The organism is Pseudarthrobacter sp. NamB4, from assembly GCF_005796185.1.
Classification (GTDB): Bacteria; Actinomycetota; Actinomycetes; order Actinomycetales; family Micrococcaceae; genus Arthrobacter.
In genome coordinates this window covers 149,286-171,216 of sequence record NZ_VAHM01000004.1, presented here as the reverse complement: position 1 = coordinate 171,216, position 21,931 = coordinate 149,286, and the positions used below count along the sequence as shown (strand labels likewise).

Here is a 21,931-nt window from a genome sequence, read left to right as displayed (position 1 = left end):
TCCGTCAAGGACCCGCGCCAGGGGCCGGTATTCTGAGACCCATGAGTGCACCGATTGACCTGCAGGCAACGTTCATCCCCAACGACGGCGAGTTCTTCCGCGTGAAGCTGGCCCTGGAAATCGCCATTGACGAGGTGATGAACGAACCGGGCTGCATCCGCTACGAACTGACGGAGGCCACGGAGGAGAAGCTGGTCCTCACCGAGCAGTGGGCATCTGAGGAAGACCTCGACAAGCACTCCAAGGGCATCGCCGTCCAGGACCTGAACGAGTCCCTGAGCGCCCTGCTGGCCGAGCCTGTCAAGGTGGAACGGATCTAAAGGCTTAAGCCAAAATGCGGGACCTCCCAATGGGAGGTCCCGCATTTTTAGTTAGGGAAGATCAGAGATCGGGGATCTGCGTCCCGTCCTGCGGGCCGGCCTGCTTGCCCGCAGCGGCTGCAGCTTCTTCCCGCTGGCGTGCCACATGTGCGTGGACCTCCTCCATGTCCAGGGCCTTTACGGCGTCCACCATCTGTTCAAGCTGCTGGGCGTTCAGTGCGCCGGGCTGCGAGAATACCAACACCTTTTCGCGGAAAGCCATCAGGGTGGGGATGGACGTGATGCCTGCCTCCGCGGCGAGCTGCTGCTCGGCCTCGGTGTCCACCTTGGTGAAAAGGACATCCGGGTGCTTCTCGGAAACAGCAGAGTACGTGGGGCCGAATTGCTTGCAGGGGCCGCACCACTCTGCCCAGAAATCCACCAGGACAATGTCGTTGCCTTCGATCGTGGATGCGAACTGTTCACCTGTGATGTCAAGGGTAGCCATGCATCCACGCTACGCGACATGCCCCGGCATGTCGCCCCGCAGCGGCCTTTGTTCGCTCCGCGCGTCATCGGGAATAACCGGCCCTTCCGGCCGTGCAGGACAAGCACCTCGGGCGCTGGCTTCCCAAGTATGCGGGGCCGGCGTCCGGCTGCCGGGCAGGGAACTCGCCGCCCGCCACTCGTGGATCCACTCCGGAAGCACCAGGTCCGCCGGCGGCCCGCCGAACTCCCGCAGGATCTTCTCCTGGCTGACCGGCCGCCCTTTACTGACCAGCCTGGTGGCGATGTAGGCACGGGCGTAGATCTCGCCGTCGGCCACCATGTGCTGCTCGAAAAAGATGGCCTTGGTGTCCAAACCGATGATCCGGGTTTCGATGGTGTAGTGCTGCCACAGCTGGAGGGACTTACGGAAGGAGATGGTCTCTGCTGCCACCACCGGCCCCCATCCTCGCCGCCGCATCCGCTTCCACACACCGCTGCGCACCATCAGGTCGAACCGGCCCAGGTCCATCAGGGACAGGTACATGCCGTTGTTGACGTGCAGCGCAATGTCGATGTCCGTGGGCAGCACCCTCAGCGGAAGAGAGGAACTCTCCCAAACGGTGAGAGGCGGCCGGCGGGACGAGCGGAACAGCATCAGGAGGGTTCTCAGGAGCAGGTGCATCCCCCTATGCTACCGGGCAGTAACATTGCTGTCCGGCGAGGCATACGCCCCCGCCCAGTAGGATTTCCCGCATGACCCAACAACGCTACCGGGACCTGGCGGACTGGCCATTGACGGTGACGGCACTCGTGTTCCTGGGTGCGTACGCGTGGCAGGTAATCGGTAGGCTGGAAGCTGGCGCCGCCGTCTGGATCGAAGCCATTATGTGGGCCACCTGGGGCATCTTTGCCCTGGATTACCTGGCCAACCTGTGGCTTGCCCCGGCCCGGGGCAACTGGTTCATCCGCAACCTGCACGAGCTGGTCATCGTGGCCGTGCCGCTGTTCCGGCCGCTGCGCCTCCTGCGCCTGGTCACACTGCTGGCCGTCCTGCACAGGACGCTTGGGGACACACTCAGGGGACGCGTGGTCACCTACGTTGTCGGCTCCGCCGCCATGCTGGTGTTTGTTGGCGCCCTGGCCGTCCTGGACGTGGAGCAGTCCGCCCCGGACGCCAAGATCGTCACCTTTGGTGATGCACTCTGGTGGGCCATGACCACCATCACCACCGTTGGCTACGGCGACATGTATCCGGTGACTGCGACAGGCCGCATGGTGGCAGCGGCACTGATGATGAGCGGCATCGCGGTCCTGGGCGTGGTTACCGCATCCATCGCGTCCTGGCTGGTCCAGCGGGTTGAGGACACCGCCGAAGCAGTGGCCGACGCCGAAGAACCCGTCAGGGCTGAGGTGGCGGAACTCGTGGCTGAGATCGCCGCGCTACGCCGGGAGGTCGCCGAACTCCAGGAACGGCGAACGATCTAGCTCCTTGCCCTCCGGGCAGGTATCGGGCTCCGCATTCTTGCGTAGCCGGTTCTGCCGGGCCGAGTACCCCACTGAAACATTCGGGTAATCCCTACTGGTGCTGTCCGCCCTGATGCCCTCCTAGACTCGGAACTCCTAGGACCGAACAGACGTTGGCGGCCTCCCGGAGCGGCTTCCCGGGTCACCGCCTCCTCGCGGAGCTTCCGTATGTTCCGGGTATGCGGAGGCCTCCATCAGGCGCCCCTTGTTGCGGGCCCCGCATTGGACGGGGGCAGCGGGCGTTTTCCCCTCGATCCGTCCTGCCTGCCGGCGCCAGCTGCGCCGGCCTGCCGGGGCCGAACCTGGACGGGCTACCCATGAACCAGCCACACCTCGACTCGCCCGAAGCCTCCAGCAGGAGCTTCGCCACCGATGAACCACGGCGCGATCTCGCAGCCGGAAAACCGGTCATCAGCAACAGGCTATGGGCCGGCATGGCCACCGCCGCCGTGGTGGCAGCAGTGGGTGTTGGAGCCTTGGCCGCTCCCCCCGCCTCCGTGACTTACGGCACGACGGCGGCCGGCCAGGTTGCCGGCACCGCCGCTCCTGCAGAACCGGGCGCTGCCTCCGCTCCGGAAGGCGAGCCAGCGCCGCCGCCCCCGGCCGTGCCCGGAGCTGAAGCGCCTGGTGCCGCCGCTCCTGCCGCGGCCGTTCCCGACGCTGCGGTCCCCGCACCCGAAGCACCCGCTGCACCGGCACCCACACCCCCGGCACCTGAGGTTGTCGCGGAACCCGTAAATGCACCTGCATTCGACCCGAACCTGTACACGGTAGTTCCGGGAGACACCGTCGGTGCGATTGCTGCCCGGCACGGGGTGGACATGAACGCCATGCTGGCCGCCAACGGGCTTGGCCACTACAGCATTATCGTTCCCGGCCAGACGCTGCTGATGACGGGCCCGCCAGTTGCGGCACCGGCGGCTGCCTCCCCTGCCCCGGCTCCTGCCTCGGCTCCGGCTGCCGCCCCGGTACCTGCTCCAGCCCCGATACCTGCTCCAGCCCCCGTCCAGGCAGCTCCCGCAGTCCGCACCATCTACGTTGCAGGTGCCGGCGGCCAGGCCATGGTTGATGCCTGCATCGGGCCGATTCACTACACGCCCAACGACGGCTACTCGCTCTTCATCACCGAGCACGACTTCTGTGGCGGCTGGGCCCGCTTCTCCGGCATTGGAGTCGGTGAGACAGTGAGCATCCCGGGCTACGGGACCTATACGGTCACAGCCCGGGGCCAGGTACCAAACCCCGGGACCACCAACGACGTCATTGCGGTTTTCGGCGGCTTCCCCCGCGCGGTACTGCAGACTTGCATCCCCGGCACCAGCCAGATGCTCCTGGTTGCGCTCAACTGACTTCGGCAAACGGTTTGCATAAGCTTGTCCGCGGCTCTTGGCAGCGAAGGGTGTGGAGCCGCGGACAGGCAAGACCGCGCACAAGAAACGCCACGGAGACGGGCTCCGTGGCGCAGGTTGCGTGGAATTCCTGGCGCAGCAGCTCCGGCTAAGCGTTCATCCGCTTGCGTTCCGAAATGTGCTCCACCAGTTCGCCCACACGCTGCTCGGAGTAATTCCGGGCAATGTCACCCTGGCTGATGATGCCCACCAGTTTGTGGTCGGCGATCACGGGAAGCCGGCGGACCTGGTGCGTTTCCATCATCTCGATGGCAGCGTCAACGTTGGCGTCGGCGTCAATCCAGTATGGCTTGCCGGCGGCGAGGTCCCGGGCCATAACGTCGGCCGGGTTGCGGCCGGCGGCAACGCATTTGAGGACAATGTCGCGGTCGGTGATCATGCCCTTCAACTTGCCGTCATCACCACAAATCGGCAGTGATCCGCAGTCAAGATCCATCATCATCCGGGCCGCGTCCACCAGGGACTGGTTTTCACTAATACACCGTGCGTCCGTGGTCATGAATTCACGTACAGCACTCATTGGATCCTCCTTCATCGATGGATGTATCGACGCAGGGCATCGGGGCACATGCGCCGATGCTGCCAGCCTACGCCGCCCCTCCGGCAGTGTCGACGGCGGTTTTGCACGGTTTTCGAAGGAGATTTTCCGCCCAGAGTGCCGGCCGCTTCATGGATTCCTGGCCTTTCGCGCTTCAGAACCCTTCAAGGGCAGGATCTGTGAACAAGCCCATGACGGAAGTGCAGGAGCAGGCCCCAGGCACGAAAAAACCTCCGGAACCTGGTGGTTCCGGAGGTTTCTCCTCGGGTGGCAGATGAGGGATTCGAACCCCCGTAGGCGTTGCCAGCTGATTTACAGTCAGCCCCCTTTGGCCGCTCGGGTAATCTGCCGAACTTCAAAAAGAAGATCACCCCCGGCTGCAGTCATAAAGAACGTCCGTTTCCGGGCCGTTCCGCTTCCAGTAACCGCGGGCAAGACAACTTTACAGAACTTCCGCTGAAGAATCGAATCGGCCCCTGCCGGGCGGCAAACGTCCCGGAAATACGCGGAAAACCGGCGGCGTCAGCCCTCGCCGAGGAGCCGGCCGGCGAGCCTGGCCTCGAACTTCACGGCCTGTTCCTCAGTGATCTGGTTCAGTTGGACTGCCCGCTGCAGGTCCTCGCGGACACCCTCCATCCGGGATGACTCATCGCCCACCGGGGAGAAGATGATGGACGCCGCCACCGCTGCCGCTGCCACGGACGACGTCGCTGCCGCCACCGCCCCTGCTGATGACGACCTGAGGATGACGTAGGTGGCGGCCTTGCTGTGCATGTTGTTTCCCTTCGGACTGCTTCCAACAGGTCTAACTCTTCCCGGCCCTCCTTCGTTCCTGCGGAGCGTCAGCTGGGAGGGAACTGTGAACCGGGCAGCCGCATCGGGGCCGGCATCCGTATTAGGCTGGAATGCAGTGATCATGCCCTGTCTGCGTGCAGGGCTCCCACCAGCAAAGGAGAGTCATGGCAGGCGAGTCAACGTTCGACGTCGTAAGCAAAGTGGACAAGCAGGAAGTAGCCAACGCGCTCAATCAGTCCCAGAAGGAAATTGCCCAGCGCTATGACTTCAAGGGGGTTGGCGCCGAGATTGACTTCAGCGGTGAGAACATCCTTATGAAAGCCAACTCGGAAGAGCGCGTCAAGGCTGTCCTGGATGTCTTCCAGTCCAAGCTGATCAAGCGTGGCATCTCCCTCAAGTCCCTGGACAGCGGCGAGCCTTACGCCTCCGGCAAGGAGTACCGCCTGGAAGCCTCCATCAAGGAGGGCATCGCCCAGGACCTGGCCAAGAAAATCAACAAACTCATCCGCGACGAAGGGCCCAAGTCGGTCAAGTCGCAGATCCAGGGCGACGAGCTCCGCGTCTCCTCCAAGTCACGCGATGACCTGCAGGCCACCATGGCCCTGCTGAAGGACTTCGACGAAGCCGACCTGCAGTTCGTAAACTTCCGCAGCTAGTCTCGCCCCCGCCGTCGTTTTCGACGCGCACAAGTTCTGCCGCCACGGAAAGAGGCTGGCGCACCCAACATATGGGTGGCGCCAGCCTCTTTGCATGTCACCGGGGAACTTGCGCGTCGAAGGGCAGCGTGCGCGTCGCCCGATCCCTCCTGCTGCCCTGCAGGCGTCAGGCCAGCGGCCGCCCCGCCATTCGCTCCAGCCGGGCAATCCGGTCCCGCATGGGGGGATGCGTCGCAAACAGCTTGTTCATGGCCCCGCCGCGGAACGGGTTGGCGATCATCAGGTGCGACGCGTTGACCAGCCGCTGGTCCTGGGGCAGCGGGGCAATGCTCACGCCGCGCTCGATCTTGGCCAGGGCTGAGGCAAGCGCCAACGGATCGCCGGTCAGCGCCGAACCGTCCTCGTCGGCGTCGTACTCCCGCGTCCGCGAAATGGCCAGCTGGATCAGGGACGCCGCGAAGGGGGCCAGCAGGGCCATGGCAATCATTGCCAGCGGGTTCGAATTCCGCCGGTCACCGCCGCCAAAGAACAGCATCATCTGGCCCACCGAGGTAATCACGCCTGCAACGGCGGTTGCCACAGAAGATGTGAGGATGTCACGGTTGTAGACGTGCATGAGTTCGTGCCCCAGGACGCCGCGGAGCTCGCGCGGGTCCAGGAGCCGCAGGATCCCCTCGGTGCAGCAGACCGCCGCGTTCCGGGGATTCCGTCCGGTGGCGAAGGCGTTCGGGTTCATGGTGGGCGAGAGGTAAATGCGGGGCATGGGCTGGTTGGCCCGCACGGAGAGCTCACGAACGATCTGGTACAGCTGCGGCGCCTGCGCTTCGCTTACCGGATAGGCCGCCATGGCCCGGATGGCGATCTTGTCGCTGTTCCAGTAGCCGTACGCGGTGGTGGCAATGCCCACCAGGGCCATGATCCAGATCGGGGCAGAACTGCGGGTGCTGGTGCCGATCACCGCCCCCAGCCCCAGGAGCATTGCCCACAGCACGCCGAACAGCGCCGCTGTCTTGAGGCCGTTGTAGTGTTTGTGCACGTCTCCTCCTTACTCACTAAGGGAACGGCTGTCTAGGGAGCGGGGTTCCGTGCGTCATACCTGCGGAATCCCGGCTGCAGCATGGCCGCCGCCCACGCGGCTGCAGTGCACAGCATCCCGCCAAGCAGCAGGACCCAGCCCTCGGCCACGATCCTGGTCGCGGCCCCCGCCAGCAGGTCGCCGATCCTCGGACCGCCGGCCACCACCACAATGAACACCCCTTGCAACCGGCCACGGAGATGGTCCGGGGTTGCCGCCTGGAGGATAGTGTTCCGGAAGACGCTGCTGATCGAATCGGCGATTCCGGCCAGCGCGCAACACACAGCTGCCGGGAGCAGCCAGAGCGTCACCGCTCCGCCCGGGGCAGGTCCGGCCAGCAGCACCACAAAACCGAACGCCGCTATGGACGCACCCCAGCCCATCACCGAGAAGACCACGGCACTCCCCTGCCGGCGGACGCTGCCAAGCGGCCCGGAAAACAGGCCGGCCAGGAAGGCACCGACGGCGGTGGAGGCCAGCAGCACGCCCACGGTGGCCTCGCCACCGCCGATCATAACGGCGCCAATGGCCGGCATCAGGGCCCGCGGCTGGGCCAGGATCATGGCGATCAGGTCGATGACGAAAGTCATCCGGAGGTTGGGCCGGGTGCCAAGGAAGCGGAATCCTTCAACGACGGAGCGGATGCCAGGCTTTCCAGGAGTTCCCGACGGCGGCAGGGGCGGCAGCCGGTACACCGCCCACAGCACGAAGGCGAAGGTGAGGAAATCAAGGGTATAGGTCCAGCCAAACCCCACCCAGGCCACCAGCACGCCGGCCAGCAGCGGACCGGCCGTCATGGCCAGGCCGAAGGACATCATGCTGAGGGCATTGGCGGCGGGCAGGAGTTCTTTCCGGACCAGCATGGGAAGGATGGCACTGCGCGCCGGCTGGTTGATGGCCTGCGCTCCGCTCTGCGCAGCCACCAGCAGGTACAGGACCCAGACGTTCCCCACCTGCAGCCAGGACTGCAGGGCTATAAGCCCGGTGGTCAGCCACAGCACCGTCGTGGCCAGCAGGGCAACCCGGCGCCGATCGTGGGAGTCTGCGATGGATCCGCCCAGCAGTCCACCGATCACCAGCGGCACCAGTGCAAACACCGCCAGCAGGCCCACGTAGAAACTGTCCTGCGTCAGGCGGTAAACCTCCAGGCTTACTGCCACCAGGGTCAGTTGGCTTCCGACCGCGGATACCGCCGAACCGAGCCAAAGCCGGCGGAAGGCTGCGCTCTCCTTGAGCGGCGTGATGTCAGCGAGCAGTTTCCCCACCCTGCAACCTTAATGTTTCCAGTGTGACCTGGGGTTCCGCAGAGGTTAGCCAAGCCTTATTGTGAGAAGCTCACAATAAGTGCTTCAATGGAGCCATGACGGAGCATTTTGACGGCCACGAGGCATGGGCAGCGGCCCTTCGCGCCCATGGCCGCAGGGTGACCAAACAGCGCCTGGCGGTCCTCGCCGCCGTCGAACGCCATCCCCACTCCCCCGCGGAAAGCATCCTCACCGCGGCCCGCGCTGAGCTACCCGAGTTGACCGCCCAGTCCGTATATGTGGTCCTGGGGGACCTGACGGATCTGCACATGCTGCGCCGGTTTGAGCCGCCGCATTCCCCGGCCCTCTACGAAACCCGGGTCGGAGACAACCACCACCACGCCATCTGCATCAGCTGTGGCCGTGTGGAGGACGTGGACTGCGCAGTGGGCCATGCGCCCTGCCTGACGCCGCATTGGGACGAGAACGCCAAACCGATGACCATCCAGATCGCCGATGTGATGTACCAGGGCATCTGCCAGGACTGCCAGCAGTCCCAACAACTTCCTTCCATTCATCCCGTACAAGAAACAGAGAAATAGGAGAACAATGACTGTCGTTTCGACAACCCAGTCTGGTGCACCGGTTACATCCGACGCGCACTCTAAGTCAGTTGGTGCCGACGGTGCCATCATCCTGACTGACCACTACCTGGTGGAGAAGCTCGCCCAGTTCAACCGTGAGCGGGTTCCGGAGCGCGTAGTGCACGCCAAGGGCGGCGGTGCATTCGGTACGTTCAAAACCACCGAGGACATGTCCAGGTACACGAAGGCAGCGTTCCTGCAGCCGGGCGTCGAAACCGAGATGCTGATCCGCTTCTCGTCCGTCGCAGGCGAGAACGGTTCCCCGGACACCTGGCGCGATCCCCGCGGTTTCGCCGTGAAGTTCTACACCAGCGAGGGCAACTACGACCTCGTGGGCAACAACACCCCGGTATTCTTCATCCGCGACGGCATCAAGTTCCCGGACTTCATCCACTCCCAGAAGCGCCTGCCCGGCACCCACCTGCGCGACGCCGACATGCAGTGGGACTTCTGGACCCTGTCCCCCGAGTCCGCACACCAGGTGACCTGGCTGATGGGCGACCGCGGCCTGCCCGCCTCCTGGCGGGAAATGCAGGGCTACGGCTCGCACACCTACCAGTGGATCAATGAAGCCGGTGAGCGTTTTTGGGTCAAGTACCACTTCAAGTCCAACCAGGGCGTAAACTCCATGAGCAGCGAGCAGGCAGAAGCCCTGGCCGGCTCCGATGCGGACTTCTACATCCGTGACCTCTCCGAGAACATCGAGGCCGGCAACTTCCCGTCCTGGGACCTGCACGTCCAGGTCATGCCTTACGAGGACGCCAAGACCTACCGCTTCAACCCGTTCGACCTGACCAAGGTGTGGCCGCACGGCGACTACCCGCTGATCAAGGTGGGCACCATGGAACTGAACCGGAACCCGGAGAACTACTTCGCGCAGATCGAACAGGCCACCTTCGCGCCGTCGAATTTCGTGCCGGGCATCGCCGCGTCCCCGGACAAGATGCTGCAGGCACGCATCTTCTCCTACGCGGACGCACACCGCTACCGCGTAGGCACCAACCACGCCCAGATCCCGGTAAACCAGCCCAAGAACCAGGTCAACAACTACAGCCAGGACGGCGCCGGACGTTACCTCTTCAACGCCCCTTCCGTGCCCGTCTACGCCCCGAACACCTTCGGCGGCCCGGCTGCGCTTGAGCCACAGAACCCGGCCGGGGGCTGGGAGAACGACGGCGAGCTGACCCTCGCCGCGCACTCCCTGCACGCCGAGGACGGCGACTTCGTCCAGGCCGGCACCCTGTACCGCGAGGTCTATGACGAAGCGGCCAAGGCCCGCTTCCTGGAGACCATCACCGGTGCCGTGGGCGGCGTAAAGCGCTCCGACATCAAGGAACGCGCCATCCAGTACTGGACCAACGTCGACGCCGAACTCGGTGCCAAGCTGCGCGCCAACCTCGGCGCCCCGGCGGCGCCTTCGGCGCCTTCCTCCAACGCAGAGGCTGCCAACAAGATCGGCTGATCCAGTTTTTGTCAATTGCTGAAACCACCCCGTCGCGGTTTTCCGTGGCGGGGTGGTTTTGTCTTGTCCACATAGAAGGCTCTGCCTGTGGCCCTGCACCCTATCCGTTCCTAGGATCGCTTCATGACAACTTTCCAGGGCCTCACGCCCGGTGCCTTTGAGTTTTACGAGGAGCTCCAGGACAACAACAACCGGGAGTGGTGGCAGGAGCACAAGAACAGCTACCAGTCCCTGGTCAGGGAACCACTCGCGTTACTCCTCGCTGAGCTGGAACCCCAGTTCGGACCCCCAAAGCTCTTCCGTGCCAACAGGGACATCCGGTTCTCAGAGGACAAATCGCCCTACAAGACGGCCCAGGGTGGTGTTGCTTCGGCACAGGAGGGCGTGGGCTATTACCTGCAGATCTCTGCTGACGGCCTGCTGGTCGGCGGGGGCTACCACTCGCGCACTCCTGCCCAGCTGGCACGGTACCGCAACTCCGTTGACGCGTCGGGCACCGGTGAATCCCTTCGCCACATCCTGGAAGCTGTAACTGCTGCCGGTTTCGCCGTCGAGGGTGAGAAGCTCAAGACTGTTCCGCGGGGCTATGCCCGCGACCATCCGCGCGCAGAACTCCTGAAGCACAAATCGCTCTCCGCCGGCGTCAACCTTGGACGGCCGGACTGGCTGGGCACTCCTGCCGCCGTCCAGCACCTGGCGGACCTGTGGGAGGACCTGCGTCCGCTCGTGGACTGGGTCAGCCGGCATGCCGCACCATGACAGCGGTCCTGCCGTGTGGGCGGGAGCCGTCAGGCCCCCTGGCCGGCTCCGGCCAGGCGGGTCTCAAGGTTGTTGAAGAACACCGTCAGCATCAGCTCGAAGGCCTTGGTGGCGGCTTCCGGTTCATTCATGACCACAAAGTCGAACTGCAGGCCGTAGAAGGTGGACGTGAAGAGGCGGGCGTCGGTATCGGCGTACTCCTTCGGAATCCCCTGCACCATCAGCCAGTCCCGGGTTTTGTGGTGGAGCATGCGGAAGTGCTCCTGCGATGTCCCCCGCGGCTCGGCGGCCACAATGTCCTGCGCCGTCGCTTCAAATTCGAGTCGGGTGAGGTGCCGGTTCCGCTGGGCCATGGTCCACTGCCAGGAGTCCAGCAGGAACTCGCGCCAGGCTGCCCGGTCAATATCCCGCACATCGGTGTTGCGCATCCGGTCAAGGCGGGACTCGATCGACACAACGATGTCGTTGATCAGCTGGTCACGGCTTCCGAAGTGGTACACCAGCACATAGGCGCTCATTCCCAGTCCCTCAGCGAGGCTCCGGAAGGTCAGTTCGGCCAGCGTTTTGTCCATGAGGTAATCAAGGATCGCGGCCAGGAGTTCTGCCTTGCGTTCGGGTCGTGTGGGGCGGGCCATGGTCCAATCCTACGAGGCTGCTTCAGCGCGGCCGGCCGGGCCCGGGCATGCTGATGCCCGCCCGGGAAAAGCCCGGGCGGGCATCAGCAAGAGTTATCCGGCGGGTCAGGCCCTTGTGAACTCGTCCTCGGCGTTGCGGGCTGTGCCGGCAGCAGGAGTGCCGTTCACGGCCGTTGTCGCCGCACTGAAGCGTTCATTGAGGCGCGAGTGGCGCTGGCCGTAGGCGAAGTAGATCGCCATGCCGATAACCAGCCAGATGGCGAAGAAGATCCAGGTCTCCACTGCCAGGTTGGTCATCAGGTAGAGGCACAGCAGCGCCGAGACGATCGGCAGGACTTTGCCAAACGGCACGCGGAAAGCGGGCTTCAGGTCCGGGCGTTTCTTCCGGAGCACCAGGATGCCGAGGCTCACCACCACAAACGCGGAGAGCGTTCCGATGTTGATCATTTCCTCAAGCAGGTCCACGTTGGTCAGGCCTGCCACCAGGGCCACTGCGGCACCGCAGATGACCTGGAGGCGCACCGGCGTCGAACGCTTTTCACTGGTCTTGGACAGCGCTCGGGGCAGGAGTCCGTCGCGGCTCATGGCCAGGACCACGCGGGACAGGCCCATGAGGAGCACCATGATCACGGTGGTCAGGCCCACCAGGGAACCGAAGGCAATGATCTTGGCGGCGGAGGTATCGCCCACTGCTTCAAAGGCCGTGGTGAGCGTGGGGTTCTCCGCCTCCGCCAGTTGGGTGTAGGACACCATGCCGGTGAGCGCCAGCGACACCAGGATGTAGAGCAGGGTCACCAGTGCGAGGCCCCCGAAGATGCCGCGGGGCAGCGTCTTCTGCGGGTTCTTCACTTCCTCAGCGGAGGTGGCCACCACGTCGAAACCGATGAAGGCGAAGAACACCAGCGCGGCGCCGGCGAAGATGCCCAGGGTGCCGTATTGTGCCGGTGCGGCCCCGGTCAGGAATCCGAAGAAGGACTGCTTCAGGACGTCTGCGGTGCCGGTGCCACCCGTGGGCTCTGCGGCCGGAATGAAGGGGGCGTAGTTTTCGAACTTGACGTAGGTGAAGCCCACCACGATCACGAAGAGGACGACGCCGATCTTGATCAGGGTGAAGATGTTGCCGACGCGGGCGGACAGCTTGGTGCCCAGCACCAGCAGCACGGTAAACACTGCCACGATCAGGAACGCGCCCCAGTAGAGGTCAACCCCGCTCAGGGAGATCGCCGGCGGGATGTCCGCCCCCATGAGGGCAAAGACCTTGCTGAGGTAGATGCCCCAGTACTTTGCGATGACGGCGGCGGCGGTGAAGAGCTCCAGGATCAGGTTCCAGCCGATGATCCAGGCGAGGAATTCGCCCATGGTGGCGTAGGTGAAAACGTACGCGGAGCCTGCCACGGGGATGGCGGTGGCAAACTCGGCGTAGCACATAATGGCCAGCGCGCAGGTGATGGCGGCGATGGCGAAGGACAGGGTCACTGCCGGGCCGGAAAAGTTGGCAGCTGCCTTGGCGCCCACGGAGAAGATGCCGGCACCGACGGCCACGGCGACGCCCATGATCATCAGGTCCCAGGTGCTGAGGGAGCGCTTGAGCTTGCGTCCGGGCTCATCGGCGTCGGCGATCGACTGCTCGATGGATTTGGTCCGGAGAAGGTTCATAGGGGATCACAATCCTGGTTTGTGAAGGAAACAGACCTATTAACGGTAGTGTCCATCCACTGGACGGGCCCAATTGTCCCGAATGGTGAGACAGGCCCTTCTCCGAACGTTGTTCTGTTAAAAGAGCTTGAGGCCCTCCATAAAGAAGGCCTCAAGCGCTTTACGGTCGAACTGCTACCCCGGGCCATTCCGTGAGAATGGACCGGATCAGGAACCGCTTGCCCTCCGGCGCTTCCACTGAAAAGCCGCTTCCCCTGCCCTGCACCACATCCACTGTCAGGTGCCGGAGGACTTGTACCCGCCGAACGCCGCTCCCGCCGGGTAGGCGTGGTAGTTGTTCACCCAGACGCGGCCTGCCTGGATGTCGCGGCCTGCCCGGTAGGCAACGTTGCCGTTGCGGGACCAGCCCCCCGCTCCCAGTCCCCGACTGCCACCAAGAGCCCGCTTTCGTGGCTGGGCTGGACCAGGAGCTTGTTGATGACCGGCATAATCGCGGCCAGGGGGTGCTGCGTGCGGTAGTCCTCCAGCTCGTCCCAATCGAAAGCCAGCGGCGCGGTCCGCCTTAAAGCTGGCAGACCGCTGCCAGGACTCGCGGATCAGGCCTGTTGGGGCATCAGGGCGGGCACCGCCGTCGAGCTGTTCATGGGCGGCCAGGGCGCTGCGCTGCACCGGTCCGGCCTGGATCAGGTTCCTCATTGAGCTCCTGTGCTGCCTGTGAACGCGGCACCACCATGCCGGCCAAGGGATGGTCGCCATTCCAGCCCGAGCACCATCCCTGCAGTGGAGTCAGCCGCGGGAGATGCGGATCATTTCCTCGCGCGGAACCACCTTGATCCTTTCGCGGACCACATGGTCCAAGCCTTCGGGGCCGGTCCAGGCGGCGCCCAGGCCGGTCTCGTGCTCATCAAGCTTGTTCCAGCCTTCCCACGTGGTGTACTCGATGCCGCGTTGTTCCAGCAGGTCAATGATGGCCTGGGGGTCCGGGTTCTTCGCCGGTGGCAGGGTGAGCCGGTCCTCCAGCAGGAATCCGATGGTTTCCAGGGCGTCGCCCTTGGTATGGCCGATCAGGCCCACCGGTCCGCGCTTGATCCAGCCAGTGGCATAGATCCCCGGGACCGGGTTGCCTTCCGCGTCCAGGACGCGGCCGCCTTCGTTGGGAATGACGCCGCGCTTGGCGTCGTACTCCAGTTCGTCCAGGGCGGAGCCGTGGTAGCCGATGGCCCGGTACACAGCCTGGACCGGGTACTCGATGTACTCCCCTGTGCCCTTGGCATTTCCGGTGCCGTCAAGCTGCATGCGCTCAAACTTGATCCCGCCCACCTTGCCCGTGCCGTCGTCGAGCACTTCAACGGGGCTGTGCAGGAAGTGCAGGTGCAGCCGGCGCGAGGAAGGATTTTCGGACTCGGCATGCTCCTCCACCAGCCAGTTGGTGAGCGTGTTGACCATGGTCTTGATCTGGTTGTTGCTGCGGATGGCCTCGTCCGAGGCTTCATCAAACTCGAAGTCCTCGGGGTAGAGCACAATGTCCACATCATCCATGTGGCTCAGTTCCCGCAGCTCCAGGGGCGTGAACTTGACCTGGGCCGGACCGCGCCGGCCAAAGACATGCACGTCCGTCACCGGTGAGGCCTTCAGGCCCTGGTAGACGTTGTCCGGGATCTCGGTGCTCAGCAGCTCCTCCGGGTGCTTGACCAGCATGCGGGCCACATCGAGTGCCACGTTGCCGTTGCCGATCACCGCGATTTCCTTGGCCTCAAGCGGCCATTCGCGGGGAACGTCGGGGTGGCCGTCGTACCAGGACACGAAGTCGGCTGCCCCGAAGGAGCCGTGAAGGCCGATGCCGGGAATGTCCAGGTCCGCGTCCTTGACAGCACCCGTGGAGAAGATCACGGCGTCGTACAAGGAGCGGAAATCGTGCAGTGTGAGGTCCCGACCGTAGGTGACGTTGCCCAGGAACCTGATGTCGCCGCGGTCAAGGACCTTGTGAAGGGCGTTGACGATGCCTTTGATCCGGGGGTGGTCCGGTGCGACCCCGTAGCGGATCAGGCCGTACGGTGCCGGGTACGCCTCGAAAAGGTCGATGCTGACCTCGAAGTCGCCATCCTTGACCCCGCTGGACTTGGTGAGGATGTCCGCAGCGTAGACACCCGCCGGACCCGCGCCGACTATGGCCACACGGAGGGGACGGGTGGAGGCGGTTTCGCTGTGGTTGGTCACCGGAAGCCCTTCTGGACTGATCATTTCCATGATTCACGAGGATGCGCCGCAACACCCAGCGCACAATCTCCTATTCTAGGCCTCACCCGCTTTTGGCCAGCGGAACCACGGCGCCTTCGCGGTACAGCAGCGCCCTTAGCTCGGCCTCGGCTGAGTCCGGACGCTTGGGGTCGATGGTTTCGCCCTCGTGGTAGTGGTCCAGCACGCGGGGATCCACATAGCTCTTGCGGGCAATGGACGGGGTATTGCCAAGCACCTCCGACGCTTCGATCATGGCCCGGCTGATGGCCCTCTTGCGCTTGGCGGCTGTTCTCTGGACGCCGGTGCGGGCCAGGCTCGAGGCAGCGGCCACCGTGCCGCGCAGCGTGCGGAAATCCTTGGCAGTAAAGTCAGAGCCCGTGCGTTCCTTGACGTAGGCATTGATGTCCGCGCTGGTGACCGGCCGCCACTGCCGGCCTTCCTTGTATGCGAGGAGGCGGGCATTGGGGCCCCGCCGTTTAAGCAGGCGGAGCAGGACCGCAAGGTCGGGGTCGCGGAACTCCGACTCCCAGTCCTTGCCGCTCTTGGCCGGGAACCTCAGGAGAATGCGGTCCTTGCGGATCTGCACGTGGGCGCACAGCAGTGTGGCAAGCCCGTGGCTGCCGTTCTCGTTGGTGTACCGTTCCGACCCCACCCGCAGCGAGCCGCTGTCCAGCATCCTGAATGCTCCGGCCAGGACGCGCTCCCGGGAAAAGCCCTCACTGCGCAGGTCCATGGTGACCCTGCGCCGGGCGACTGGCAGCGACTCCGCCAACTGGAGGGCACGGTTGAACTTCACCCGGTCCTTCCGTTCCCGCCATTCCGGGTGGTAGATGTACTGCCGCCTGCCCACGGCGTCCACCCCAGTGGCCTGGATGTGCCCGTTGTCGAACGGGGCGATCCAGACGTCGGTCCATGCCGGCGGGATGCCGATGCCCTCCAACCGTTCCCGGACCGGACCCGGCGGCAGGGTGGAGCCATCGAGGTCCCGGTAGCTGAACCCCTTGCCGGCGGGGACGCGGCGGTAGCCGCGTCCGGAGGCGTTGCTGCGCCGGAGCCTCACGGGGCAGCGCCTGGCCTGTTGCCCAATGTCATAAAAGCAAGCCTACTGACTATTTGGCTGAATGGGTGCCCTGCCCGCTGGAATACCCGCTGAAGAGGTGGTGTTATGGGTTTCATGCCCACTCCCGAAGGATCCTTCCCCGCCAGCGCCCCGGCTCCCGGGGCAGCGTCCGCAAAGGCAAGCGCCGCGGGGCCTACCGCAGGGAATGCCAAGGCCGCCGGGCCGAAGGCCGTGGACAAGGAGACGACGGCGGGCGTCCTCTTTGGCATCGGGGCGTACGGGCTGTGGGGGCTGCTTCCGCTGTACTTCTTCGCGCTCATGCCCGCGGGCGCCGTAGAAATCGTTGCCAACCGGGTGGTGTGGTCGCTGGTCTTCTGCGCGCTCCTCATTACAGTGACGCGCTCCTGGTCCGCTTTGATGCAGGCAGTGCGCAGCCGTGCAGTGTTTGGCAGCCTGACGCTCGCCGCGTTCCTGATCGCCGTCAACTGGCTCACCTACACCTACGGTGTGACCACCGGCCAGGCCGTCGAAGCCTCCTTGGGCTACTTCATAAATCCGCTGGTCTCCGTCCTGCTGGGCGTCTTCGTCCTCAAGGAGAAGCTGCGGCCCCTCCAGTGGGCCGCCGTCGGCATCGGGTTCGTGGCGGTAGGCGTGCTCACCTACTCCTACGGAAAACTGCCGTGGATCGCCCTGACCCTGGCCTTTAGCTTCGGCCTCTACGGTTTCGTGAAGAAGCGGGTTGGTCCCCGTGTGGATGCCGTCACCAGCCTCAGCGTCGAAACTATGGTGCTGGCCCCGTTTGCGGCTGCTGTCATGGTGTACCTGGCCATGGCCGGAACCGCCACCCTGACCAGCCAGGGCCCCGGCCATTTCTGGCTCCTCTTGGCCTCCGGCGTGATCACAGCGGTTCCGCTACTGTTTTTTGGGGCGTCCGCGCGCCGGCTTCCCATGACAACCATCGGCCTGTTGCAGTACTTTGCACCACTGCTGCAATTCATCCTGGCACTGGTGGTGTTCCGTGAAGCGATGACACTGGACCGCTGGATCGGGTTCGGCGTGGTGTGGGTGGCGCTGCTGGTCCTGACGGTGGACATGCTTCGCACTGCGGGCAAGTACAGGGTGGCCAAACGGCAAGCCAAGGCAAGCTGAAATGCGTTCCGTTGGGAGTGACCATGCCTAGCAATACCCGCACCATCCGTGCAGCGCTTCTCGCAGTTGCCGTGCTGGGGGCACTGGCGTTGCTCGCGTATTTCCTCACCAGGCCCCCTGCACCGCGATCAAGCGTTCCCGCGCCAAGCCCTACCGGCAGCGCTACCGACAGCGCAGTCGCAACAGGCAGCCCTACCGGCAGCGCATCCCCGACCGGCAGCGCGGCGCCGGAGATCACGACGGAAGTACCCAAGGTGGAGACCTCGAGCTTCGCAAGCTCAGGCGACGTGGCGGATGACGCTGCGATCTGGGTGGACACGGCCAACCCCGGCAACAGCGTGGTGATCGCGGACAACAAAGCCTCAGAGGATGGTGGCGTGGGGGTCTTCGACATGGACGGCAGGCTGATCCAGTTCCGCCCTGACGGCAAGATCGGCAATGTGGATCTGCGGGAAGGCCTCCGGCTTTCCGGCGCATCTACCGTGCTTGTGGGCGGGAACAACCGGGACGATAACACCCTTGCCCTCTGGACTTTGGATCCCAACACCAGGACCCTCACGCCCGTGTCCGCGCGCAGCATTCCCACATTTGCACCTAACTACGGCTTCTGCATGTATCGCAGCAGCGCCAGCGGCAAGTTCTACGCATTCGTAACGCCCAACGAGGAAGGCCCCATCCAGCAATTCGAACTGGTGGACGCCGGAGCCGGACGTGTCGACGGCATGCTGGTCCGAACGCTTCCGATCAGCAGCATCACGGAAAGCTGCGTGGCGGACGACGAACTGGGGCACCTTTACGTCGCCCAGGAGGACGTCGGGGTGTGGAAGTACAATGCCGAACCTGGCGCCGGTGAGGATCGCGTGTCCGTGGACAAAGCAGGGGCCGGGCGCCTGGTGGCAGACGTCGAGGGGCTCGGCATCAGTTACGGTGGCGATGGTGCCGGATACCTCTTCGTCTCCAGCCAGGGCGACTCCACGATCGCCATCTACTCCCGGTCCGGCGACAACCCGTTCATCAAGAAGGTGAAGGTGGGCGGGAACGGCGATATTGACGCGGTGACAGGGACCGACGGTTTGGATGTCACCACCAGCAATGCCGGGCCGCCGTTCGAAAAGGGCCTCCTGGTAGTCCACGATGAAGAGAACGATGGCGGCCGTACGTCCAACCTGAAGTTCATTCCGCTTGACTCGGTCTTGAAGTAACGGGAAAAACCCGAGGCCCCGGAACGGCAGTTCCGGGGCCTCGTGTTTGTTCGCGCCGTTGCGAGGTGACGCTAACTCTAGGTGGCCGGGTTACGTGTTGGCCTTGATAGCGGCGGCCAGGACGTCCAGGCCGTCGTTCAGCAGGTCGTCGGTGATGACCAGCGGCGGCAGCAGGCGGATGACGTTGCCGTACGTGCCGCAGGTAAGGATGATGACGCCTTCCTTCAGGCAGGCGGCGGCAACGGCCTTGGTCAGTTCCGGGTTGGGTTCCTTGGACCCGGCCTGGACCAGTTCGATGGCCAGCATGGCACCGCGGCCACGGACATCGCCGATCACGCCGGTACCGGTGCCGGCCAGTTCAGACTGCAGTTCCCGGAGGCGGGTGGTGGCAATGGACTCGATGCGGCGGGCACTGCCGGCGAGGTCGTACTCCTCCATGGTGCCGATGGACGCCAGCGCAGCGGCACACGCTACCGGATTGCCGCCGTAGGTGCCGCCCAGGCCGCCCGGGTGGACGGCGTCGAGCAGGTCGGCGCGGCCGGTGATGGCGGATAGCGGCATGCCGCCGGCGATGCCCTTGGCCAGGGTCATGATGTCCGGGATGACACCTTCGTGGTTGACGGCGAACCATTCGCCGGTGCGGCAAAAGCCGGACTGGACTTCGTCGGCGATGAAGACGATGCCCTTTTCCTTGGCCCAGGCAGCCAGTGCGGGGAGGAAGCCCTCGGCGGGAACGATGAAGCCGCCTTCACCCTGGATGGGTTCGATGATGATCGCGGCAACCTGGTCCCCGCCGATCTGCTTTTCGATCATGGTGATGGCGCGCTTGGCGGCCTCGGCACCGGTGATCTCCGGGTTTTCCTCGCGGTACGGGTAGCTCATGGGCATGCGGTAGACCTCGGGCGCAAACGGGCCGAAGTTGGTCTTGTAAGGCATGGCCTTCGCAGTGAGCGCCATGGTGAGGTTGGTGCGCCCGTGGTAGGCGTGGTCGAAAGCCACGACCGCGTCGCGTCCGGTAGCCAGGCGGGCCACCTTGACGGCGTTCTCCACTGCCTCGGCGCCGGAGTTGAAGAGCACGGTGCGCTTCTCGTGGTCACCGGGGGTGAGGCGGTTCAGCTGCTCGGCCACGGCCACGTAGCCCTCATAGGGGGTGACCATGAAGCAAGTGTGCGTGAAGTGCTCCACGGCTTCCTTTACGGCACCGACGACGGCGGGGTCGGACGCGCCCACGCTCGTCACGGCGATGCCGGAGCCGAGGTCGATGAAGGAGTTGCCGTCGACGTCGTGGATGATGCCACCGTCGGCGTCTGCGACGTATACGGGCACGCCGGAGGCGACGCCCGCAGCAACTACTGACTTGCGGCGCTCGGCCAGGGCCAGGGACTTGGGGCCCGGGAAACCGGCCTGGACGCGGCGCTTCTGCTCCAGGCGGAAGGTGATGTCTGATGCGGTGGTGGTCATGTTATTTCTTTCTACGATTCCGGGTTTCGACGAGCTCAACCAACGGGAAGTGTCAGGCGTCGAGGGCGGACATCACGTGCTTGATGCGCGTGTAGTCCTCCACCCCGTACATGGAGAGGTCCTTGCCGTAGCCGGACTGCTTGAAGCCGCCGTGCGGCATTTCGGCGGTGAGGAGGATGTGGGTGTTGATCCAGACGGCCCCGAAGTCCAGATCGCGGCTCAGGCGCATGGCCGTGCCGTGGTTGGAGGTCCAGACGCTGGAGGCGAGGGCGTACTCGACGTCATTGGCCAGTTCAACCGCTTCTTCCTCGGTGGTGAACTTCTGCACGGTGATGACAGGCCCGAAGGTCTCCTTCTGCACGATGTCATCGCTCTGGTTGGCGCCGGTGATGATGGTGGGTTCGAAGAAGTAGCCCTTCTCCCCTGCCCGGTGGCCGCCGGTTTCGATCCGGCAGTTGGCAGGCAGGTTTTCCACTGCCGCGCTTACGGCGTTGTAGTGGTTGATGTTGTTAAGCGGGCCGAAGTAGTTGTCCTCGTCATTCTGCGAACCCGTGCGCAGCGTCCTGGTGTGTTCCACCATGGCTGCCACCACGTCATCGTGCACTGATTCCTCCACCAGCACGCGGGTGATGGCGGTGCAGTCCTGGCCGGCGTTGAAGAAGGCGAACTCGGCGATGGCTGCCGCGCTCTTCTTGATGTCCGCGTCCTTGAAAACGATGGCCGGTGCCTTGCCGCCCAGCTCCAGGTGGGCGCGTTTCAGGCCCTTGGCGGCACCGGAGGCGACGGCGATGCCGGCGCGGACGGAACCGGTGATGGACACCAAACCGGGGACCTTGTGCTCCACCATCATGGCTCCGGTCTCGCCGGTGCCGAGCACCACGTTCAGGACGCCGGCCGGCAGGATGTCGCCGGCGAGGCGGGCCAGGACGAGGGTCGATTCGGGGGTGGTGTCCGAAGGCTTGAGCACCACGGTGTTGCCGGCTGCGAGCGCCGGGCCGATCTTCCAGATGGCCATCAGGAACGGGTAGTTCCACGGCGCCACCTGGGCTACGACGCCGATGGGCTCCCGGCGGACGTAGGAGGTGTGGCCCTCGAAGTACTCCCCGGCGGATTTGCCCTCAAGGATGCGGGCGGCGCCGGCAAAGAAGCGGAGCTGGTCCGCGCCGGCGGCAATTTCCTCGGAGGCGATCAGGGAGCGTACCTGGCCGGTGTTGCGGTGCTGGGCTTCCACGAGTTCGTCGCTGTTGGCCTCGATGGCGTCCGCCAGCTTCAGCAACATCAGCTGGCGCTGGCCCGGGGTAACGTGCTTCCAGGTCTTGAACGCGTCCTTGGCAGCCGTCATGGCGGCGTCAACGTCAGCCTGCACGGAGACGGGAGACTGCGCCACCACTTCCCCGTTGGTGGGATTCACGATGTCCAGCAGGGTGGTGCCGGCGGGAGTGACGAACTGGCCGTTGATGAAGTTCTGCAAGGTTTGGACCACGGTGTGCAACCTCTTTCGTAGGGGCCACCCGCGCCCGGGCGGAATTCAGGGCGGATGGATGGAACTGCCTTGAGCCTATGCCAGCACCCGTGCGAGGTGAATAGCCACCTGCACACCGTTCCTGTAACTATTTAGTGCGCTTGTCCAGCTCCC

At 64.5% G+C, this 21,931-nt stretch carries 20 protein-coding genes, 1 tRNA gene and 4 pseudogenes; 9 read left to right on the top strand and 16 right to left on the bottom strand.

Features of this window, described 5'->3' with window-relative positions; all coding sequences use genetic code 11:
* Positions 1-41 precede the first annotated feature (41 nt).
* On the top strand, positions 42-320 hold the full coding sequence (locus FDW81_RS05230; RefSeq protein ID WP_138133103.1) for a putative quinol monooxygenase: 279 nt from the start codon (positions 42-44) through the stop codon (positions 318-320).
* Between the two features lie 61 nt (positions 321-381).
* Here the strand turns inward: FDW81_RS05230 and FDW81_RS05225 are convergent, their stop codons facing one another.
* Positions 382-807: a co-chaperone YbbN gene (locus FDW81_RS05225; protein ID WP_138133102.1), complete on the bottom strand. Its 426-nt coding sequence runs from the start codon at positions 805-807 to the stop codon at positions 382-384.
* Positions 808-930: 123 nt separating this feature from the next.
* A pseudogene (locus tag FDW81_RS05220) lies at positions 931-1,470 on the bottom strand (acyl-CoA thioesterase); the annotation flags it as partial.
* A gap of 71 nt (positions 1,471-1,541) precedes the next feature.
* On the opposite strand from FDW81_RS05220, the gene FDW81_RS05215 reads away from it, so the two are divergent.
* Positions 1,542-2,273, top strand: coding sequence for a potassium channel family protein (locus tag FDW81_RS05215; RefSeq protein ID WP_138133101.1), 732 nt, complete (start codon positions 1,542-1,544; stop codon positions 2,271-2,273).
* Positions 2,274-2,629: 356 nt separating this feature from the next.
* On the top strand, positions 2,630-3,661 hold the full coding sequence (locus FDW81_RS05210) for a LysM domain-containing protein (protein ID WP_138133100.1): 1,032 nt from the start codon (positions 2,630-2,632) through the stop codon (positions 3,659-3,661).
* A 148-nt stretch (positions 3,662-3,809) separates the two neighbouring features.
* Here FDW81_RS05210 and FDW81_RS05205 read toward each other — a convergent pair whose 3' ends face one another.
* The 3 genes from FDW81_RS05205 to FDW81_RS05195 all read right to left on the bottom strand — a co-directional run bounded on the left by FDW81_RS05205 (position 3,810) and on the right by FDW81_RS05195 (position 5,033).
* Positions 3,810-4,241: a CBS domain-containing protein gene (locus FDW81_RS05205; protein ID WP_138133099.1), complete on the bottom strand. Its 432-nt coding sequence runs from the start codon at positions 4,239-4,241 to the stop codon at positions 3,810-3,812.
* A gap of 286 nt (positions 4,242-4,527) precedes the next feature.
* A tRNA-Tyr gene (locus FDW81_RS05200) sits at positions 4,528-4,609 on the bottom strand.
* Between the two features lie 172 nt (positions 4,610-4,781).
* Positions 4,782-5,033, bottom strand: a complete 252-nt coding sequence (locus FDW81_RS05195) for a hypothetical protein (RefSeq protein ID WP_138133098.1) — start codon at positions 5,031-5,033, stop codon at positions 4,782-4,784.
* A gap of 185 nt (positions 5,034-5,218) precedes the next feature.
* Here FDW81_RS05195 and FDW81_RS05190 point away from each other — a divergent pair, with 185 nt between their 5' ends.
* Entirely contained in the window at positions 5,219-5,710 is a 492-nt protein-coding gene (locus FDW81_RS05190) for a YajQ family cyclic di-GMP-binding protein (protein WP_138133097.1), read from the top strand.
* A gap of 166 nt (positions 5,711-5,876) precedes the next feature.
* Here FDW81_RS05190 and htpX read toward each other — a convergent pair whose 3' ends face one another.
* Together htpX and FDW81_RS05180 are read right to left on the bottom strand one after the other, a co-directional pair.
* Positions 5,877-6,746: a zinc metalloprotease HtpX gene (gene htpX / locus FDW81_RS05185; RefSeq protein ID WP_138133096.1), complete on the bottom strand. Its 870-nt coding sequence runs from the start codon at positions 6,744-6,746 to the stop codon at positions 5,877-5,879.
* Positions 6,747-6,778: 32 nt separating this feature from the next.
* A complete protein-coding gene (locus FDW81_RS05180; RefSeq protein ID WP_138133095.1) occupies positions 6,779-8,050 on the bottom strand; it encodes an MFS transporter in 1,272 nt (423 codons plus the stop codon).
* A 95-nt stretch (positions 8,051-8,145) separates the two neighbouring features.
* On the opposite strand from FDW81_RS05180, the gene FDW81_RS05175 reads away from it, so the two are divergent.
* From FDW81_RS05175 to FDW81_RS05165, 3 genes are all read left to right on the top strand, one after another.
* Positions 8,146-8,631 carry a Fur family transcriptional regulator gene (locus FDW81_RS05175; RefSeq protein ID WP_138133094.1) on the top strand — a complete coding sequence of 162 codons (486 nt, stop codon included), beginning with the start codon at positions 8,146-8,148 and terminating at the stop codon, positions 8,629-8,631.
* Between the two features lie 7 nt (positions 8,632-8,638).
* Positions 8,639-10,135, top strand: coding sequence for a catalase (locus tag FDW81_RS05170; RefSeq protein WP_138133093.1), 1,497 nt, complete (start codon positions 8,639-8,641; stop codon positions 10,133-10,135).
* A gap of 123 nt (positions 10,136-10,258) precedes the next feature.
* Positions 10,259-10,894: a DUF2461 domain-containing protein gene (locus FDW81_RS05165; protein WP_138133092.1), complete on the top strand. Its 636-nt coding sequence runs from the start codon at positions 10,259-10,261 to the stop codon at positions 10,892-10,894.
* Positions 10,895-10,923: 29 nt separating this feature from the next.
* Here the strand turns inward: FDW81_RS05165 and FDW81_RS05160 are convergent, their stop codons facing one another.
* From FDW81_RS05160 to FDW81_RS05130, 7 genes and pseudogenes are all read right to left on the bottom strand, one after another.
* On the bottom strand, positions 10,924-11,529 hold the full coding sequence (locus FDW81_RS05160) for a TetR/AcrR family transcriptional regulator (protein ID WP_138133091.1): 606 nt from the start codon (positions 11,527-11,529) through the stop codon (positions 10,924-10,926).
* 105 nt (positions 11,530-11,634) lie between these two features.
* Positions 11,635-13,185 (bottom strand): amino acid permease, encoded by a 1,551-nt coding sequence (locus FDW81_RS05155; RefSeq protein ID WP_138133090.1) that lies wholly within the window; start codon positions 13,183-13,185, stop codon positions 11,635-11,637.
* A 160-nt stretch (positions 13,186-13,345) separates the two neighbouring features.
* Positions 13,346-13,468 (bottom strand): annotated as a pseudogene (locus FDW81_RS05150) (DUF779 domain-containing protein); the annotation flags it as partial.
* Positions 13,468-13,608, bottom strand: a pseudogene (locus FDW81_RS05145) (aldehyde dehydrogenase family protein); the annotation flags it as partial. The pseudogenes FDW81_RS05145 and FDW81_RS05150, both read right to left, overlap by 1 nt.
* Positions 13,605-13,881 (bottom strand): annotated as a pseudogene (locus FDW81_RS05140) (transcriptional regulator); the annotation flags it as partial. The pseudogenes FDW81_RS05140 and FDW81_RS05145, both read right to left, overlap by 4 nt.
* A 90-nt stretch (positions 13,882-13,971) precedes the next feature.
* Complete coding sequence (locus FDW81_RS05135) at positions 13,972-15,432, bottom strand: FAD-dependent oxidoreductase (RefSeq protein ID WP_370278753.1); 1,461 nt, start codon at positions 15,430-15,432, stop codon at positions 13,972-13,974.
* Positions 15,433-15,484: 52 nt separating this feature from the next.
* The gene (locus FDW81_RS05130; RefSeq protein WP_138133089.1) at positions 15,485-16,483 is read right to left on the bottom strand and encodes a DNA topoisomerase IB; all 999 of its coding nucleotides are present in this window, start codon (positions 16,481-16,483) and stop codon (positions 15,485-15,487) included.
* Between the two features lie 105 nt (positions 16,484-16,588).
* On the opposite strand from FDW81_RS05130, the gene rarD reads away from it, so the two are divergent.
* Both rarD and FDW81_RS05120 read left to right on the top strand, forming a co-directional pair.
* Positions 16,589-17,632, top strand: a complete 1,044-nt coding sequence (gene rarD / locus FDW81_RS05125; RefSeq protein ID WP_138133088.1) for an EamA family transporter RarD — start codon at positions 16,589-16,591, stop codon at positions 17,630-17,632.
* A 23-nt stretch (positions 17,633-17,655) separates the two neighbouring features.
* Positions 17,656-18,834 carry a phytase gene (locus FDW81_RS05120; protein WP_138133087.1) on the top strand — a complete coding sequence of 393 codons (1,179 nt, stop codon included), beginning with the start codon at positions 17,656-17,658 and terminating at the stop codon, positions 18,832-18,834.
* Between the two features lie 90 nt (positions 18,835-18,924).
* Here FDW81_RS05120 and gabT read toward each other — a convergent pair whose 3' ends face one another.
* Positions 18,925-20,295 carry a 4-aminobutyrate--2-oxoglutarate transaminase gene (gabT, locus tag FDW81_RS05115; protein WP_138133086.1) on the bottom strand — a complete coding sequence of 457 codons (1,371 nt, stop codon included), beginning with the start codon at positions 20,293-20,295 and terminating at the stop codon, positions 18,925-18,927.
* A gap of 52 nt (positions 20,296-20,347) precedes the next feature.
* Positions 20,348-21,778, bottom strand: coding sequence for a gamma-aminobutyraldehyde dehydrogenase (locus FDW81_RS05110; RefSeq protein WP_138133085.1), 1,431 nt, complete (start codon positions 21,776-21,778; stop codon positions 20,348-20,350).
* Positions 21,779-21,931: the final 153 nt, after the last annotated feature.